This is a genomic window from Clostridium kluyveri DSM 555 (genome assembly GCF_000016505.1).
In the GTDB taxonomy this organism is placed as follows: Bacteria; Bacillota; Clostridia; order Clostridiales; family Clostridiaceae; genus Clostridium_B; species Clostridium_B kluyveri.
In genome coordinates, this window is the sequence record NC_009706.1 from 2,311,880 (window position 1) to 2,330,114 (window position 18,235).

General features: G+C 34.1%; 13 protein-coding genes. 2 read left to right on the forward strand and 11 right to left on the reverse strand.

The window, feature by feature from the left end; translation table 11 throughout:
• Position 1: 1 nt before the first annotated feature.
• From CKL_RS11090 to CKL_RS11100, 3 genes are read right to left on the reverse strand one after another with little or no spacing between them, the layout of a single operon-like run.
• Positions 2–700 (reverse strand): response regulator, encoded by a 699-nt coding sequence (locus tag CKL_RS11090; RefSeq protein WP_012102604.1) that lies wholly within the window; start codon positions 698–700, stop codon positions 2–4.
• Positions 690–2,699 (reverse strand): ATP-binding protein, encoded by a 2,010-nt coding sequence (locus tag CKL_RS11095; RefSeq protein WP_012620611.1) that lies wholly within the window; start codon positions 2,697–2,699, stop codon positions 690–692. The genes CKL_RS11090 and CKL_RS11095 overlap by 11 nt, the downstream gene beginning before the upstream one ends.
• 37 nt (positions 2,700–2,736) lie before the next feature.
• Complete coding sequence (locus CKL_RS11100) at positions 2,737–4,587, reverse strand: APC family permease (protein ID WP_012102606.1); 1,851 nt, start codon at positions 4,585–4,587, stop codon at positions 2,737–2,739.
• 206 nt (positions 4,588–4,793) lie between these two features.
• Here CKL_RS11100 and CKL_RS11105 point away from each other — a divergent pair, with 206 nt between their 5' ends.
• Complete coding sequence (locus CKL_RS11105; RefSeq protein ID WP_012102607.1) at positions 4,794–5,732, forward strand: AEC family transporter; 939 nt, start codon at positions 4,794–4,796, stop codon at positions 5,730–5,732.
• A gap of 24 nt (positions 5,733–5,756) precedes the next feature.
• Positions 5,757–8,432: a penicillin-binding transpeptidase domain-containing protein gene (locus tag CKL_RS11110; RefSeq protein ID WP_049759123.1), complete on the forward strand. Its 2,676-nt coding sequence runs from the start codon at positions 5,757–5,759 to the stop codon at positions 8,430–8,432.
• Between the two features lie 48 nt (positions 8,433–8,480).
• On the opposite strand, the gene CKL_RS11115 is transcribed toward CKL_RS11110, so the two are convergent.
• The 8 genes from CKL_RS11115 to lipB form a co-directional block, all read right to left on the reverse strand.
• On the reverse strand, positions 8,481–9,050 hold the full coding sequence (locus CKL_RS11115) for a GDSL-type esterase/lipase family protein (RefSeq protein WP_012102609.1): 570 nt from the start codon (positions 9,048–9,050) through the stop codon (positions 8,481–8,483).
• Positions 9,051–9,137: 87 nt separating this feature from the next.
• A complete protein-coding gene (lpdA, locus tag CKL_RS11120; protein ID WP_012102610.1) occupies positions 9,138–10,868 on the reverse strand; it encodes a dihydrolipoyl dehydrogenase in 1,731 nt (576 codons plus the stop codon).
• Between the two features lie 48 nt (positions 10,869–10,916).
• Positions 10,917–12,251: a 2-oxo acid dehydrogenase subunit E2 gene (locus CKL_RS11125; RefSeq protein ID WP_012102611.1), complete on the reverse strand. Its 1,335-nt coding sequence runs from the start codon at positions 12,249–12,251 to the stop codon at positions 10,917–10,919.
• A 39-nt stretch (positions 12,252–12,290) separates the two neighbouring features.
• The gene (locus tag CKL_RS11130; protein WP_012102612.1) at positions 12,291–13,262 is read right to left on the reverse strand and encodes an alpha-ketoacid dehydrogenase subunit beta; all 972 of its coding nucleotides are present in this window, start codon (positions 13,260–13,262) and stop codon (positions 12,291–12,293) included.
• A 1-nt stretch (position 13,263) separates the two neighbouring features.
• Positions 13,264–14,202 (reverse strand): thiamine pyrophosphate-dependent dehydrogenase E1 component subunit alpha, encoded by a 939-nt coding sequence (locus tag CKL_RS11135; RefSeq protein WP_049759168.1) that lies wholly within the window; start codon positions 14,200–14,202, stop codon positions 13,264–13,266.
• 266 nt (positions 14,203–14,468) lie between these two features.
• Entirely contained in the window at positions 14,469–16,439 is a 1,971-nt protein-coding gene (locus tag CKL_RS11140; RefSeq protein WP_012102614.1) for a sigma-54-dependent Fis family transcriptional regulator, read from the reverse strand.
• A gap of 155 nt (positions 16,440–16,594) precedes the next feature.
• Positions 16,595–17,458, reverse strand: a complete 864-nt coding sequence (lipA, locus tag CKL_RS11145) for a lipoyl synthase (RefSeq protein ID WP_012102615.1) — start codon at positions 17,456–17,458, stop codon at positions 16,595–16,597.
• A gap of 20 nt (positions 17,459–17,478) precedes the next feature.
• The gene (gene lipB, locus CKL_RS11150) at positions 17,479–18,180 is read right to left on the reverse strand and encodes a lipoyl(octanoyl) transferase LipB (protein ID WP_012102616.1); all 702 of its coding nucleotides are present in this window, start codon (positions 18,178–18,180) and stop codon (positions 17,479–17,481) included.
• Between the last annotated feature and the right edge of the window lie 55 nt (positions 18,181–18,235).

Genomic DNA, 18,235 nt, shown 5'->3' on the forward strand with positions numbered 1-18,235 from the left:
TTTATTCCTCAACAAGCCTGTATCCTACTCCAACCTCTGTATATATATACTCAGGTTGAGAAGGATCCTTTTCTAGTTTTCTCCTTAAATTGGCCATGAAAACTCTAAGTGACTGTGTTTCATTTCCAAGGGATGTTCCCCAGATTTCCCTGGTAATAAAATTGTGAGTCAATACTTTCCCTGAATACTTACAGAGCAATTCCATTATTCTGTATTCTATGGGGGTTAAATGTATTTCATCATCATTTACAGTTACACGTCTCTTATCAAAATCCACAAAAAGCTGTTTTACTTTGAAAGTATGCATTGCTGTATTTTCCTTTTCATTCGATATACTATGCCTTAAGGATACACGAATTCTAGCTAAAAGTTCCCCTATTCCAAAGGGCTTGGTTAAATAATCGTCAGCTCCTTTGTCAAGAGCTTCAACCTTTTGTCTTTCCTTTTCTCTGGCAGATACAATTATAATTGGAATATTTGATAATTCTCTTATTTTTGATATAACTTCAATTCCATCAATATCTGGAAGGCCCAAATCAAGTATTATAATATCTGGATTATTTGCCATGGAAAGTGCAATGGCCTCCTTTCCCTTGTCCGTTTCAATATATTTATATCCTTGCGATGATAAGGCTGCTGCTATAAAATTTCTTATAGGTTTATCATCTTCAACTATAAGAATATAAGGCTTATCTTTCATAATTAATTTCCTCTCTCTTTTCTTTTGGAATATTAAATTTAAAAACAGCTCCTCCTTCTTTTTTGTTGTAGGCTGTAATTTTTCCTCCATGTAGCTCCACTATGGACTTACAAATGGCAAGCCCTAGACCTACTCCCCTTCGTGAATCGGATACTTTACTTCCATTTGTAAAAAATCTGTCAAATATATAAGGTAATATTTTCTCAGGTATACCATTGCCATTATCGGCTACTTCAAAAATTACATCTTCACTTTCCTCGTAAACCTTTATCTCTACAAGTGAATGTTTGGGAGAAAATTTAACAGCATTGTCAAAAAGATTTATAAGTACCTGTTCAATTAAACTCCCATCCATGGAAACCATTATAATCTTTTCAGGAATATTTACTTTTACCCTATGGTATTTGAAGCATTTGGAACTTCTCTGAACTGCCTCGGATACTACTTCTTCCACCAATTCCATATTCTTAGCTATATTTACATTTCCTTCGTCAAATCTTGTCATACTTAGCAGGTTTTCAACTAATCTTATAAGCCATTCCGTATCATTATAAATTCCAATTAATAAATCTTTTTTTGTATTTTCATCTATGAATGCACCATTTTCCAGTATTGTACTTACAGAGCCCTTTATACCTGCAAGGGGGCTTCTCAAATCATGGGAAACTGATCTTAAAAGATTGCTCCTAAGTCTTTCCCTTTCAATTTGAACTTTAGAAGCTTCCTGCTGACTTGAAAGGATTTCTCTATCTAAGGCCACCGCCATCTGTCCCACAATAGTTTGAACAATAAACTTCTGTTCCCTGTCAATAATTCCCTGAGAGGAAGAGATTCCAATTACCCCCAGCACCTTGTTATGTACCTTTACAGGTGTGTAATACACATCACATTGACCAAAAACATCCGTACCTTTTCCCGATTCCTTTCCATTTAAAAAAGTCCAATAAACTATTTTCTCATTATTTAAAAATATACTTTTACTATCTGATTTATTTTCATTATATATTAAAAGGCTAGATAGTTTATCCTTTTCTTCTAAATACCCTACTACATTTCTGTTAATTAATCTGGAAATATATTCTATACCTGTGGAAATCACATCATAGGTACCCACTGTACTTAATAATTTACTGCTGGCCCTATAAAGTATTTCCGTTCTCTTTTCTCTGATGTAGGAATTATAAGCCTCCTTTTGTATTCTATTTGTAAGACTGCCAATTACAAATGAAACTATAAGCATAATTGCAAATGTAGTTATATAATTTTTATCGTAAAACTGCAGTGAGCCCTTGGGCTGTACAAATAAATAATTAAATATCAATACCCCTACTATGGAAGATATTATTCCCATTAAGTATCCCTTGGTCTTTATATATACCACTATAACCCCTAAAATAAAAATCATAATCTCATTCACATCAGTAAATCCCATATAATTAAGGAATTTTGCAATTACAGTTACAATTGTCATAATAATTATGGTCTCAATAATTTCTCTAAATGATAACATTTCATTACTGAATTCTGAAATAAAATTACTCTTCTCTTTCTTGTAAAAAGGACTTGGTATAATGTACACATCAATATAGTCATTGGAATCCATAATTTTATCTACCAAATCCCTTTTATAGAAATGAGATATACTGGTAAACTTTTTATGATTTTTTCCTATTATTATTTTAGTAACATTTCTCAATTCAGCATATTGTATTATCTGTTTATCCACACTATCTCCATACACTGTGACCATTTCTCCTCCAAGCTGTTCTACCAAATTGAAGTAGGAATTCAATCTTTTCTTCTCCTCCCGGCTCAATGTTTGGGATTTTATAGACTCTACATACAATACTATGAATTTTGAATTATAACTTTTTGCCATTTTTACAGCAGTTTGTATCACTTTTTCCGAAGATGGAGAGGGACTTATACAGGCCATTATCTGTTCAGAAGACTCTATTGAAGTGTTCTCCTCCTTTGACATTATTTTCACCCCCTCCACAAACTTCTAAATCTATATTCCTTTCAATTATACCCAACTAACATTCATCTATTATATAAGGTATGGTAACTATAGCTATATTTCTTCTCTTTAAAAGTATGGTTTTAATCAATAGTGCAGTTTGATTATGGAGTATGTTACCCCACCATTTGGTGATGACAAACTGCGGTATTACAACAGTTACCGTATCTTCAGGCCCCGCATAATATTCCTCTGACTCTATAAATTTAACAAGTGGTCCTATAACACTCCTATAGGAAGATTTTTTTACAACTATAGGTATGTCAATATCATACTCATCCCATTTTTTTAAAAGCTTATTGGTACTTTCGCCATCTATGGAGACATGAAATATTATTATATTTTTAGATATAGTTCTTGCATAATTTAAAGCCTTTAAAAATGATTTGTTTAAGGTATCTATAGGAACTATTACATATCTTTTCTGCTCCGAAAAATTAACTTTTTTAGGCATTTCATCCACAGACAACTTTAACTGTTTCGCAACCTTTCTATAGTGTTCATTTATTTTCAGCATTATATAAACTAATGCAGGTATAAGTATAAAAACTATCCATGCACCGTGTTTAAATCTAGTCACTCCTATAATAATGGTTGTAATGAAAGTTAATAATCCTCCTACTCCATTTATAACAGCTCTATACTTCCATCCTCTCCCCTTATTTCTAATCCATCTTGTAAACATGCCAAATTGAGACAATGTAAATGATATAAACACTCCTACCGCATAAAGAGGCAATAGAAAATGAGTATCTCCTTTAAATATTATAACCAGTATAGATGACAATACCCCAAGTACTATTATACCATTAGAATAACTAAGTCTTTTTCCCCTCTTTGTAAATTGTCTTGGAGCATACCCGTCCTTAGCTATAAATGCCAGTAAAAGCGGCAATCCAGTAAAAGCAGTATTGCTGGCCATGATAAGTATAATTGCCGTAGTACATTGTATTACATAAAACATGATATTGCCCCCAAATATTTGGTGTGAAATCTGGGCAACTACAGTTACTTTTGAATTTGGAACAGCATGATAAAGTGTAGCCAGGTATGAAATTCCCCCAAAAACCATAAGCACTATCAATGATAGAAGCAGCAGCACAGTTTTAGCATGTTTTTGAGAAGGTTCTTTAAAACTTGGCACACCATTACTTACTGCCTCTATACCTGTTAATGCAGTACATCCTGCTGCAAAAGCATTTAAAAGTAAAAACCAGGTTACCTCTCCTGAAACAGCAGGTACATTGTAAACGGGTTTTGGAACATACCCTCCAAAGTGTACTTTAATTATTCCCCATAAAATCATAAACAATATTGAAAATATAAATAAATATGTGGGAACACCAAATAATTTTGAAGATTCTCTTATACCTCTTAAATTCCCAATAACCAGAAATATTATAAGTATCAAAGTTATGGCTACTTTATGAGAGAGTAGGGCAGGTACAGCAGAAGTTATGGCTGCAGTACTTGCTGAGGCACTTACAGCTACAGTTAATATATAATCTATAATTAAAGAGGCTCCTGCTACAAGCCCTGTATTTCTTCCAAAATTATCCTTTGCTACAATATAGGAGCCTCCCCCTTCTGGATAGGCATCAATAGTTTGTCTATATGAAAACGTAAGCATAAACATTAAAAACACAATACATAATGACACATAAAGCATATAATTATATGACAATATACCAATAATAGGAATAAGCTTCCATAATATTTCTTCCCCGGCATAAGCTACTGAAGAAATTGCATCGCTGGACATTATAGGCAGCCCCCAAAATACATTAAACTTTTCTTGTGCTATCTCTTCAGTTTTTAGTCTTTTACCTGTTAAATTATCTAATAAATTACCTAACTTCAAGCTCATTTTTAACACCTCTATGAGTAAATTTTCATCTTTTACTGCTATGATTTATTATATTATCATCTTGGATATAAATCTGTTATTAAGATTGTGTCGGTGTATATAAAGATTTTATAAAGATTTTATAAATATTTGATATATAAAAATATTCTATTTACAGTGTTTAAATTTGTAATAAAAACCAGTATAATGGTATAGGAGGATATAAAATGGTAGTTTTAAACGCTTTAGAAAGTGTATTTAGTATTGTCTTGATGATTTCTACAGGATTTTTTTTATGTCATAAAGGATGGTTTGATGAAAATACCTCTAAACTTTTTTCCAAAATAGTATGTAATCTAGCTATCCCTTGCCTTATGATATCTCAATTTAATGAAAGTTTTGACAGACATAAATTGATTACTCTTGGCAGAGGGGTATTTGTTCCATTTACATCTATGGCAATTTGTTATTTGATTGCTGTGGTAGTTTCTAAAATTATCAAAGTAAAAAAAGGACGAATAGGTGCCTTTAGATCCATGTTCTTTGTATCTAATTCTATATTTATTGGACTTCCAGTAAATATATCTTTATTTGGAACACAAAGTGTACCTGATGTTTTACTATATTACATAGCAAATACCGCTTTTTTTTGGACTATTGGCTCCTATGAAATAAGCAGAGATGGAGAATACGGGAATGCACATATATTTTCTTTTGATACACTGAAGAGAATTATGTCCGCCCCCCTTTTAAGCTTTATCCTGTCAGTTGCACTAGTTTTATTGGATGTTCATCTTCCAAAATTTATCCTGGATACTTTCAGGTATTTCGGCAATTTAACTACCCCTTTAGCTATGCTATTTATAGGGATAACCATTTACTCTGTTAATTTGAAACAATTTAAGTTTAGTATTGACATGTTAGTATTATTTTTAGGAAGATTTCTCATTTCACCAATGACAGCTTATATACTGTGTGCCCTTTCAGGTACTCCTTCACTTATGAAGAAAGTATTTGTTATACAAGCTGCCATGCCAGCAATGACCAATACTGCTGTAGTTTCAAAGAACTATAATGCGGATTATGAATACGCATCTATAAATGTAGTAATAACCACAGTTTCCAGCATGTTGATTATTCCCATTTATATGCTGCTATTAAGCTGATTGTAATTATTTCATTAAGTGGAGATGATATTTGTGAAAAAGAAAAAACTTTTTAAAAACACAAGATATACTGCTATTACAGTAATTATGTTATTGATTTTTTCAACTATGGCTGGAAGACTTTTTTTCCTTCAGGTGGTACAGGGGAAACAATACATGGAACAATCTAATAACAGAGCTATAAGAGAAATACCTGAAGCCGCTCCCAGAGGGGATATTTTGGATTGTAAAGGAAATAAGCTTGCTACAAGTGCTCAAGGTTATGTACTTGTATACAATCAAACAGATGAGAGTGATAAAACCTTTTTTTCTACCATGGACAAAGTATTTAAAATACTGGATGAAAATGGGCAAAACCAGCAGGATGATTTTGAACTTAAGGTGAATCCTTTTCAATTCCAATTTAGAAGTGATGATGAAAATACCCGAAATTCCCTGGAGATAAAATTTAAAAGAGATAGAGGATTAAATGAGGCCATACAGAAAAAAATTAAAAGTAAAAATGAAGATATTTCAGATGATAATTTAAAAACACAGGTTAACAAAGAACTTTTAAAAATATCTGCAGAAGATACCTTTAAGGCACTTTTAAAAGAATATAAAATTCCAAATGGATATTCACTGGAAGAGCAGAGAAGATTTATGATTATAAGGGATACATTAAAGATGCAGAGTTTTTCTGGCTATAAGCCAGCAACAATAGCAAATAATATAAGCAAAGATACCGCCTTTAAATTTTTACAGATGTTAAATGAACTTCCAGGGGTAGACGTAAACACCCAGCCTATAAGATCATACCCAAATAAGGATCTGGGTTCTGCTTTCTTAGGGTATATATCAAAAATAGCCTCCAACTATGAAAAATATAAAGACAAGGGCTACGACATAAGCAGTGATTATGTGGGTCAGGGAGGACTTGAGGCGGCTTTTGAAGACAGATTAAAGGGCTCCAAGGGCGGCAGAATAGTAAAACTTAATAAAAATGGAAGGGTACTTGAAGAACTTGGCAGCAGAGATTCCTACCCTGGACAAACCCTGCAGCTTACCATAGACAAAGATGTACAGGCAGCGGCAGAAAAATCACTGGATGAGAGGATGGAAGAATTAAGACAAAATGCTTATGGCCAGGAAAGAGCTGATACTACAAATGCAACCAGAGGGGCAGCTGTAGCTATCAATGTAAATACAGGAGGTATAATAGCTCTTGTCAGCAGACCAGGATATGATCCAAATGATTTTTCAATCCCTGGAAAACTTACTACGGAACAATATAACCAATATTTCAATCCCAACTTAGAGGAATTCGGAATAAAATATATTAGACAGAGAAACATTACAGCTAATTATGCTGGAAAAAGTGAGGATGAAGTACTGAATATACTTTTTCCTATTGATAAAAGCATAAAAAACAATACTACCATAAGACAGGATCTATATGACATATACCCAAAGCCTTTTTATAATTATGCAACCCAATCTCTAATACCTCCAGGTTCCACATTTAAACCCATGACTGCCATTGCAGGGCTGGAAAGCGGTGTTATAACACCTTATTTCAGTTACTATGATAATGCTACTTATAATCAAGGTGGAAGGATTGCAAGATTTGACTTAGATGGAGCAAATGGATGGGTAAACCTCACGACTGCCATACAAAAGTCCAGCAACCCCTATTTTATGGAGGTGGCAAGACTTATTAGAAATGCTTTTGGAGATGATACCCTGGCTAAATATGCCTGGAAATTCGGCCTTGGAGTACCTTCAGGCAGTGAAGAAAAACCCTCTACTGGTATAGAAATTTCAGAAAATTACGGTCAGGTATATAATACTGTATTCAATGAAAATACCTTTGCCAGGAATTACCTTGCAAATACCATGTCGGTACTTAAAAATGGAGTAGATGATAGAGGCAGCAGCATAGTTAAAATAGACCTATACGATAATGAAAATGATTCTGACAAGGTTAAATCATTAAAAAATGATATAAAAAACCTAATACAAAATTCCATAAAAAGTGGAAAGACTGCCTTTGATAAAGAAAAGTACAAAGAATTATTTTCAAAGCTCACATTAGAAGATTCAAATAACAAAAAAAATATCAGTGATAAGGATATGGATAGTTTAATTCAGGCCATATACTACATAACTGTTTCAGATGCCAATTCTCAGCTGGATGTGCCTGCTAATATAGAAAATGCTGCTATAGGACAGGGTTTAAACCAGTTTACCCCCCTTCAGATAGCAAATTATATTGCCACACTGGCAAATGGAGGGACAAGATATAAACTTCACCTTGTGGACAAATTTTTAGATTCTGATGGAAATGTTATTGAAAAGGTTAAACCTGAAGTTCTTGAAAATACGGAAGTTAAAGCTGAAAATATAGAGGCGGTTAAAGCGGGAATGGAAGCAGTTAATGAAAAAGGTACTGCAGCCAAAGCCTTTGCAGACTTTCCCATAAAAACTGCGGGAAAGACAGGTACTGCAACTATAGTCAGTCAGGAACATCAAACTCAAATTGGAAGAACGGACTATGCAGAGTATGTGGGTTATGCACCTCTAGACAAACCTGAAATAGCCGTATATGTAGTGGTATTTGACGGAGGTATGGGCTCCGGTTCTGCCTATATAGCAAAAGATATTTATTCTGCATATTTTAGCAAACAATTAAGCACCAGCACCAGTTCCGTAAATAATTAGATTGAATACTGCAGAATATTAATATAATTCTGTAGTATTTTTATAATATCATTTTATCAAGATCATATGAGCCATTTTTTTATTTCCCTCTGAGTTCAAATGAAGACCATCTATATAATATTCTTCTTTTCCTCCATCATCTTTTTTTACAAATTCACTGTAGAAATCAATGGTTTTTATATTATAGTTTTTACAGAAGCTTTTTAAAGAGTTATTAAGTTCTTTCAAGTCCCTGTTTATATTTTTAAAATCACCGACAAATCCCCATCTGTCCAGAGCAGCTTCTACACAAATAGGTACAGAAAGTCCTACCAAAGGTTTTATATTATTACCCATACTTTGAAAAACTATGGAAGTTACATTTGCCATTACCTGCCCTACTGGCAAATTCCATATAAAATCATTTGTTCCCCCCATAATTATTACATGGGATGGTTTCTCAAGTATTACATCACCGTATACTCTGGAAAGCATACCCGCAGAAGTATCACCAGATATTCCCTTGTTTAAAACTTCAATTTTTAATCTTTTCTCCAACAAGTTAGTCCATACTTCCCTTCTTCTAACACCATAGCCATAAGTTAAACTATCTCCAAGACAAACAACTTTTATTTTCACCACTCCCCTTATATTAAGTCATTTTTAAGTTTATCATAAAACTATTCCAAGCCTCAATCAAATTATCAAGGCTTAGAAGATTAAACTTTAATTTACCATATTCAGTGCTCTTTTCTGGACAGCCAGTGCAGCTTCCTTAAAGGCTTCTCCGATAGTTGGATGGGCATGTACTGTAGTAATTATCTCATCTACAGTAGCTTCAAGTCTAAGTGCAAGAGCTCCTTCCGTTATAAGATCCGTAGCCCTGAGAGCTAAAATATGAACTCCAAGTATTTCCTCGGTTTTTTTATGTGAAATAATCTTGATAATTCCTTCTGTCTCACCGGATATCATGGATTTGCCATTGGCGGCCATTGGGAAAATACCAACTTTATAATCTATGTTCTTTTCCCTAGCCTGTTCTTCTGTAATTCCAACTGAAGCTATCTCAGGTTTGGTATACACGCAAGCAGGTATAGTTTTATAGTCTATAAAAACATTTTTACCGGATATATTCTCTGCAGCTATAACGCCCTGCTCAGAAGCAACATGTGCCAGCATGTTTTTCCCTGTACAATCTCCTATAGCATATATATTGTCTACATTGGTCTTCATTTTATCATCTACACATATATGCCCTTTTTCTACTTTAACTCCAATTTTATCTACATCTAAATCTTTTATATTGGGACGTCTTCCTATGGCCACCAATACTTTTTCTGCTTCTACACTGGAATTTTCATTTTCTTTTGAAAAATTCACTTTAAGATTATTCCCGCTTCTTTTTATTTCGGTAACTCTGCATCCGGTATTTATAGCAACACCTTGTCCTGCCAACTTATTGGAAACAAGATCTGAAATCTGTCTATCTATAGGAGGCAGAATAAATGGAAGCATTTCTACAACAGTCACTTTGCTTCCAAGCTCACTGAACAAAGTTGCAAATTCAATTCCAATTACTCCCCCTCCTATGATTGCTATTGAATCTGGAATAGATTCAAAATTCAATGCACCTGTGCTGTCCACTACTCCATCCAAATCAACTCCAGGTATAGGTGGTATAAAAGGCAGGGAGCCTGTTGAAATTATAATATCATCAAAATCAACTTTTTCAACGCCGCTATCCTTTTTCACAACCTCAATGGAACTTTTTGACTTAAAACCAGCAATTCCCTTGATGACCTTTACCTTATTTGCAGAAAGAAGTCCCTTTACTCCTGAAACAAGTTTTTTGGTTATCTTGCCCTTTCTTTTCTGCACATTGCCCCAGTTTATACTTACATCACCTACATCAATTCCAATATCACTGCTATTTTTAATCTCAGTAAACACCTCTGCAGAATGAAGAAGTACCTTAGTTGGTATGCATCCTACATTAAGGCAGGTTCCGCCCAGTTCTTCTTTTTCAACAAGTATTACCTTGTGTCCAAGCTGTGCACTGCGGATTGCGGCTATATATCCTCCTGGGCCTCCTCCTATGACAACCACTTTTTTAGATAAATTCTTCTGCTGATTTTCCTGTTTTTCAGGATTTTGTTTCTCTTTTTTCTGTTCACTGTCTTCTGCCCCAGATTCTTTTAACAAATCTGAAATATCTTCATCCGCCCCTGCAATTATAGCTACTGCCTCAAGGCATTTTGCAGTTTCTCCTTCTTTAACCAGTATTTTTCTCAATATACCGCTTTCCCTAGCTTCCACTTCATTTGTAAGCTTATCAGTAGTTACGTCAAAAAGAACTTCTCCCTTTTTAACTTCTTCTCCTTCACTTTTATGCCAGGATTCTATCTGCCCTTCTGTCATTGTAAGTCCTAGCTTTGGCATTACCTCAATGCAGCCCATTAAAATACCTCCTAAATATCTAAATTTGTTTTGAATATGAGAATTACTCTATAAAAGCAATAATTCCGGTTTTTCTATATATTCTTTGATTTTTTGCAAGAATTTAGCTGCATATGCACCATCTATTGCTCTATGATCCGCTGTAAGGGATAATTTCATAAGTGGTTTTACTACTATTTTTTCTCCTTCTACTACAGGAGTATCTACTATTGTATTAACTCCAAGAATAGCAACCTCAGGCTGATTTATAATAGGAGAAAAAGAATCTATACCAAGCATTCCAAGATTTGTTATAGTAAAAGTGCCTCCTGTCATATCATCAGGGCTAAGACTATTACTCTTGGCCTTTTTAACTATTTCCTTAAACTCTTCTGCTATTTGCTTCAATCCTTTTATATCGGTATCCTTTACTACAGGAACTATAAGCCCTTCATCCAGTGCAACTGCTACTCCCATATTTACATAATCCTTCAAAATAAATTTACCTCCCGATATGGAGCAATTTACAAGAGGAAATTGCTTTAATGCTGCCGAAACTATTTTTATAAGAAAATCGGTATAAGTTAATTTAAAGGTATCCTTTAAATTATTTTTAAGTCTTTTAAGCTCAGAAATATCAATATTTATATTATAAGTGACAGTAGGTGATATCTTCACACTTTCGCTCATTCTTGCAGAAATCACCTTTCTCATAGATGACATATTAATTACTTTTTCACCACGTCCTGCTGCCTTGCTGGTTACTGCTTGATTTTCAGGCTCTTGTACAATAGTTTTTTCCTTCTGTTTAGCCTCTTCTGCAGCCTTCAATACATCCTCTTTCATTATTCTTCCTTGTTTATTTATACTGCTCAAATCCACATTTAATTCTTTTGCAAGTTTCGCAGCAACAGGAGATACCTTTACTCTATTTTTATCTATATATTCTTCAACATCTTTCTTAACTATCCTGCCAAGTGGACCTGTTCCCGTTATAACCTCATAATCCACTCCACTTTTTTTTGCAAGATTTTTAGCTAAAGGTGATATTCTTATCCTGCCCTCTCTCTCAACAGGAATATCTTCCCTAATAGAAGGCTCTTCTACCGGCACTACTTCCACTTCTTTTCCCACTGATTCTTTTAACAAGGAAGAAATATCTTCATCTGCTCCTGCAATTATAGCTACAGGTTCAAGACATTTTGCCGTTTCTCCCTCTTTAACCAATATTTTTCTCAATATACCGCTTTCTTTAGCCTCAACTTCATTTGTAAGCTTGTCAGTAGTTACATCAAAAAGTACTTCTCCCTTTTTAACTTCATCTCCTTCACTTTTATGCCAGGTTTCTATTTCCCCCTCTGTCATTGTAAGTCCCAGTTTCGGCATCACTTCTACACAACTCATTAACTTCCCTCCTAACTCTACATTGAATACTAAAGCTTATTAGAACAACTTTTTAACGGCATTAACTATTTTATCTGAATTTGGTATTACATAGCTTTCCAGTTTTGGTGTAAACGGTATAGGAACATCCAAACTACCTATTCTCACCACCGGTGCATCCAGATAATCAAATACTTCTTCACTTATAACAGCTGAAATTTCTCCACCATATCCTCCTCTTTTTGTTTCTTCTGTAACTACCACTGCCCTATTTGTCTTTTTTATTGAATTAAATACTGTGTCTTTATCAAAAGGATATAATGTTCTTGGATCTATTATTTCTACTTCTATACCCTCTTTTGAAAGTTTATCCGCAGCAGCTAAAGCTTCATGTACCATCCTTCCAGTGGCAACTATAGTGGCATCCTTTCCCTCTCTTTTTATATCCGCAAGTCCAAATGGTATTGGTTTGCTGTTTTCTTCAAATTCTCCCTTCATTGCATATAAAATCTTGTGTTCAATGAATATAACCGGATTCTCATCATCTATGGCAGTAAGCATCAATCCATATGCATCCTGTGCAGTTGAAGGATATACTACTTTAAGTCCGGGTACATGAGTTACCCATGCTTCTAATGATTGTGAATGCTGTGCAGCTGCCTGTGTTCCTGCACCACATGGTACTCTGACTACCATTGGAAGTTTTATCTTTCCTCCAAACATATATCTCATTTTTGCCGCCTGGTTTACAAGCATATCCATTCCTACTGTAAGAAAATCTATAAACATCAATTCCGCAATCGGTTTTAGCCCTGTGGCAGCTGCTCCAATTGCACAGCCAATAATGGCACCCTCTGAAATAGGGGTATCTCTTACCCTCATTTCTCCAAATTCATCATGCATACCCTGGCTTACTCCAAAGCACCCTCCAAAAGGTCCTACATCTTCACCAAAGAGAAGTACACTCTTATCTTCTCTCATCTTAACTGACATTGCTTCCTTTATAGCTTGAGAATAAGTTATTTTTTTCATATTACTCAACCCCCTCTTTGATATCAGTATATACATCTTCAAATACGGAACTTAATTCCGGTTCCGGACTGTTAAGTGCAAAGTCAACTGCTTCTTTTATCTGGTTATCTACAGATTCTTTCATAGCTTTAAGTTTATCATCACCTAAAATTTTATTTTCCAGAAGATATCTTTCAAACCTTGGAATAGGATCTTTTTTAATCCACCCTTCCTGCTCTTCCTTTAGTTTATACGGAGCAGAATCTCCTTCAAAATGTCCCCTCTGGCGATAAGTTTTACATTCTATAAGAGTAGGTCCTTTTCCAGCTCTTGCCCTTTCTACAGCGGTTTTAGAGGCTTCATACACCTCAACTGGATCATTTCCATCTACTACAACACCAGGTATGCCATAAGCTTTTGCCCTGTCGGCTATATCATTTATATTCTGATGTCTTTTCTGACTTACCGATATTCCATATCCATTATTTTCACAAACATACACCACTGGAAGTTTCCATGCACTTGACAAGTTGAGAGATTCATGGAAAGTACCTTGATTTGTAGAAGCATCACCGAAAAAGCATACGCAAACCTGGTCTGTACCTCTATATTGAATACTCATTCCAGCTCCTACAGCTATGTCTTGTCCAGCTCCTACAATACCGTTTGCACCCAATATACCTTTTGTGGCATCTGCAATATGCATTGATCCGCCTTTACCTTTACAATACCCAGTGGCTCTGCCAAAGAGTTCTGCCGCCATATATTTAAGTTCTCCGCCTTTCGCTATTATGTGCCCATGTCCCCTATGGGTACTTGTTATATAATCTGCATCAGTTAAATTTTCACAAACAGCAGACGCTATTGCTTCTTCACCTATATAAAGATGTACAAAGCCAGGAATCTTTCCTTCTGCAAAGTTGTCTTTTGCCATATTCTCAAATGCCCTTATTTTCAACATTTTGTCGTAAATATCTATGAGAGTGTCACTGGCTATGATTTTCTTTTCTTCTAATCTTCCCAAAATAATCACCTCTGAATTAATATTTGTTTTTTATACTTTTATATAAAGCAATATCCATGCCAATGCTTTAAAGCAGAATATAAGCCGTTTATATATTCCATTTTCTTATTTTGGGATATCATATTGAAAAAACGTTTTCAATATGGGAAAAATAAAATAGTCCAAATAAACTATGGATAGAGTAGCTTATTTGAACTATTTTTCTATTTCATTTCAAACTCCAGATTATATTTTTTTATTTTTCTGTATAAAGTAGATTTTCCCATATTAATTAGTTTGCTGGCATTTACTACATTTCCATTACAATACCTAAGTGCCTTTATGATAAGTTGTTTTTCTACCTGATCCAGTGTTTGAATTTCTGGTTTAAATTCATTATATGAATCACTACTGAATTTCATATCATCTTCTGTACTGCTTTTCTTATAGTTCATAATATAACCTGGCAGCAGTGCTTTGGTTATTCTGCCCTTCTCCGATAAATAATAAACTCTTTGCACTACGTTTTCAATCTCCCTTACATTTCCCAGCCATTCATAATTTTTAACCACATCCATAAATTCCTCATCAATATTATTTATCTTTACCTTGTTTTTTTGTGCTAACTTCTCTAAAAAAAACTTGATGAACATTTCTATATCTTCTCTTCTTTCCCTTACTGGAATTAAATTTATATTAAATACATTTAATCTGAAATATAAGTCACTTCTAAAATTTTTTAACTTCACCTCTTTGAAAAGGTTTCTATTGGTAGCAGCTATAACCCTTACATTTAAGTCTCTTTCATACTTTCCGCCAATTCTTGTTATGGCATGATTATCAAGTACTCTTAGAAGTTTAGGCTGAATTTCAAGTGGAAGTTCACCAATTTCATCTAAAAATATAGTTCCTCCATTTGCCAATTCGAATTTTCCCGGATTACCTTCTTTTGACGCCCCCGTAAAAGATCCCTTTTCATATCCGAACAATTCACTTTCTACTAGATCTTTTGGAAGTGCAGAACAATTTATGGCTACAAAAGGTCCGCTGCATCTTTTGCTGCCATTATGAATTGAATGTGCAAATAATTCCTTTCCTGTACCACTTTCCCCTGTTATAAGAACAGTACAATCATTTTTAGCAATTCTCCTTGCATCCTCAATTATGCCCTTCATTCTGGCATTTTGTGTAAGTATATTGTCAAAATCATACTTAGAAGAAAATCCGGCTATTTTGTTTACCATAGTACGCACGGTATCAGCTTTTTTTACAAGTATTACAAAGCCAGTATGTTTTTCATTCATCACAACAGGATTTATGCTTACATTGCACTCTACTCTTCTATTTTTTACATACATGGTAATCTCCCTGTAAGTTATCTTATTTAACCTTTTTATATCACCCATATCCTTTATTACATCTTTCAGGAGAGATTTCATAAATAATTTATACATTTGATTTTTATCAATTCCTAATATATTGCATATATTTTCATTAAAATATTCCAATTTGAAATCATTATCTATGACAAGTATCCCCTCTTTTATAGAATTAAAAGCTACTTCAGTCCACTTTCTATGCTCAGCTACGGAAAATTGTTCTTGTATGGTATTAGAAGCCTCTACAACTATTCCCAGTGTATGGGTATGAAAATCTTCAAAACTCCCGGATAAATCAATACAGCCTATTATATTTCCTTTGCTGTCGTGTATTGGAGAAGCAGAACAGGTCCACTTTTGCTGTCTTTTGGAATAATGTTCTGCACCAAGTGTTTGAATTGGTTTATCCAGATAAATACATGTGCCAATTGCATTGGTACCTACATCTTCTTCTTTCCATCTTCTCCCTTCCAAAAAATCCAGATCTCTATTTTGTGCCATTATCTTCTCATTGCCAAGTATCTTAAGTATAACTGCATTCTCATCTGTCAATATAATAGAATAGTTTGTATTTTTTAGTATTTCATATAAATTCAGCATTATAGGCAAACAAATCTCTATGAATTCTTTTTTCTCATCAAGTATGGCGTCAAATTCATCTTTGGGAATAATATTGGGTGGATTATTATCCTTTTCCACACCATATTTTTTACACCTTATCCATGAACTTAAAATATCTGGTTTGATATCTTTAGGTATTTCATTGAATTCTATAAACCTTCTTCGCTGCTCTTGAACTTTTTCTATATAATTCATAGTCTACCTCCTAAACTCTTCTATATAAAACAAACCCTTTCTTGATTTTATTATACAATATTTTTATATTCTAGTAATAAAAATTTGGCAATAATAAAAGATAGACACAATAACTGTCTATCTTTTATACTAAAATTAATTCTATAATCTTTCAATTATTTTATTTTCTCAAGGGTCTTTATTCCTTCATAAGCCCTATAGGAGCTTCTTACATAAGGTGCTGAAGCTACAAATTTAAATCCTTTCTCAATTGCAATTTGTTTATATTTTTCAAACTGTTCCGGAGAAATATATTCATAAACGGGTATATGGCTTTTAGAAGGTCTCAAATACTGACCTATTGTCATTATATCACAGCCTACCTCCAACAAATCATCCATTACTTTCATAACCTGTTCCTCGGTTTCCCCAAGTCCCACCATAATTCCACTCTTTGTATATACACCTTTATCAAAAATCTTTACCTGTCTCAATAATTCTATGGATCTACTGTAAACTGCCGTTGGTCTAACCTTTCCATAAAGTATCTCTACAGTTTCAACATTGTGATTGAGTATATCCGGTTTTGCATCAATTATCTTTTTTAAAGACTTCCAGTTGCCTCTTAAATCCGGTATTAGAAGCTCGATTGTGGACTGGGGATTCTCTTTTCTCATTCGTTTTATAATTTCAACAAAATGATCTGCTCCTCCATCTTCTAAATCATCTCTTGTAACAGAGGTTATTACAGTATGTTTAAGCCCAAGCTTTTTACTGGCAATAGCTACATTTTTAGGCTCTTCTATATTCAGTGGTTCAGGATGTCCCTTATTAACTGCACAAAATCTGCAGTTTCTCGTGCACGTATTACCCAAAACCATAAAAGTAGCTGTGCTGCTTTTAAAACATTTTCCTATATTAGGACAAACTGCACTTTCACAAACTGTATGAAGAGAAAGATTTCTTACCATATTTTCCATCTTAGTCAATACTTTTTCATCAGGCACCTTCATCTTGAGCCATTCCGGTCTTTTTCCCACTATAACCACTTCCCTTTCAATCAAGTTATTCTTAGGTTCAGATTGCTGCGTTCAAATAAATTATCTACAGTTTCTTCCTTTATCAAATCCGTTTCAAAAATCATTTTAAAATTATTTTCAATCTTTTGAACCACATCGTTGTAATCTACATTGGCTGTAAAATCTTCCAGAGAACATACTCCAAATTCTTTTATTCCACAAGGTACTATTAATTTAAAGTGCTCTTTGTTTACAGAAATATTTATGGCAAAACCATGCCTTGTTATCCATTTCCTTATTCCCACTCCAATTGCAGCTATTTTCCTGTCGCCTACCCAGACCCCGGTATATTTAGGTTTTATGCCAGCTTTTATACCATATTCTCTAACTGTGTTTATAAGAATCAATTCAAGCTGTCTAAGATACAAGTGTATATCCTTTTGAAAATTGTTTAAATTCAGTATAGGATAGCCTACTAACTGTCCCGGGCCGTGATAAGTAACATTCCCTCCCCTGGAAGTATGGCACAAATCAATGCTGTACTTGTCCAATTCATATTTTGAAGCAAGTATGTTGTTTTTTCCACCACTTTTGCCTATAGTAATTACAGGTTTATGTTGAAGAAGCAGCAAAATTCCATCTATATTGTTTCTAATCACAAAATCAAAGGCCTTTTGTTGAATTTCAATTCCTTCTGAATAGCTTATTAATTTATGAAATTCTTTAACATAGCATTTTCTCAATTTAAACAATCCCTTCCAAAATTCATCTTCCAAGTTCTCTTTACTATCATATACA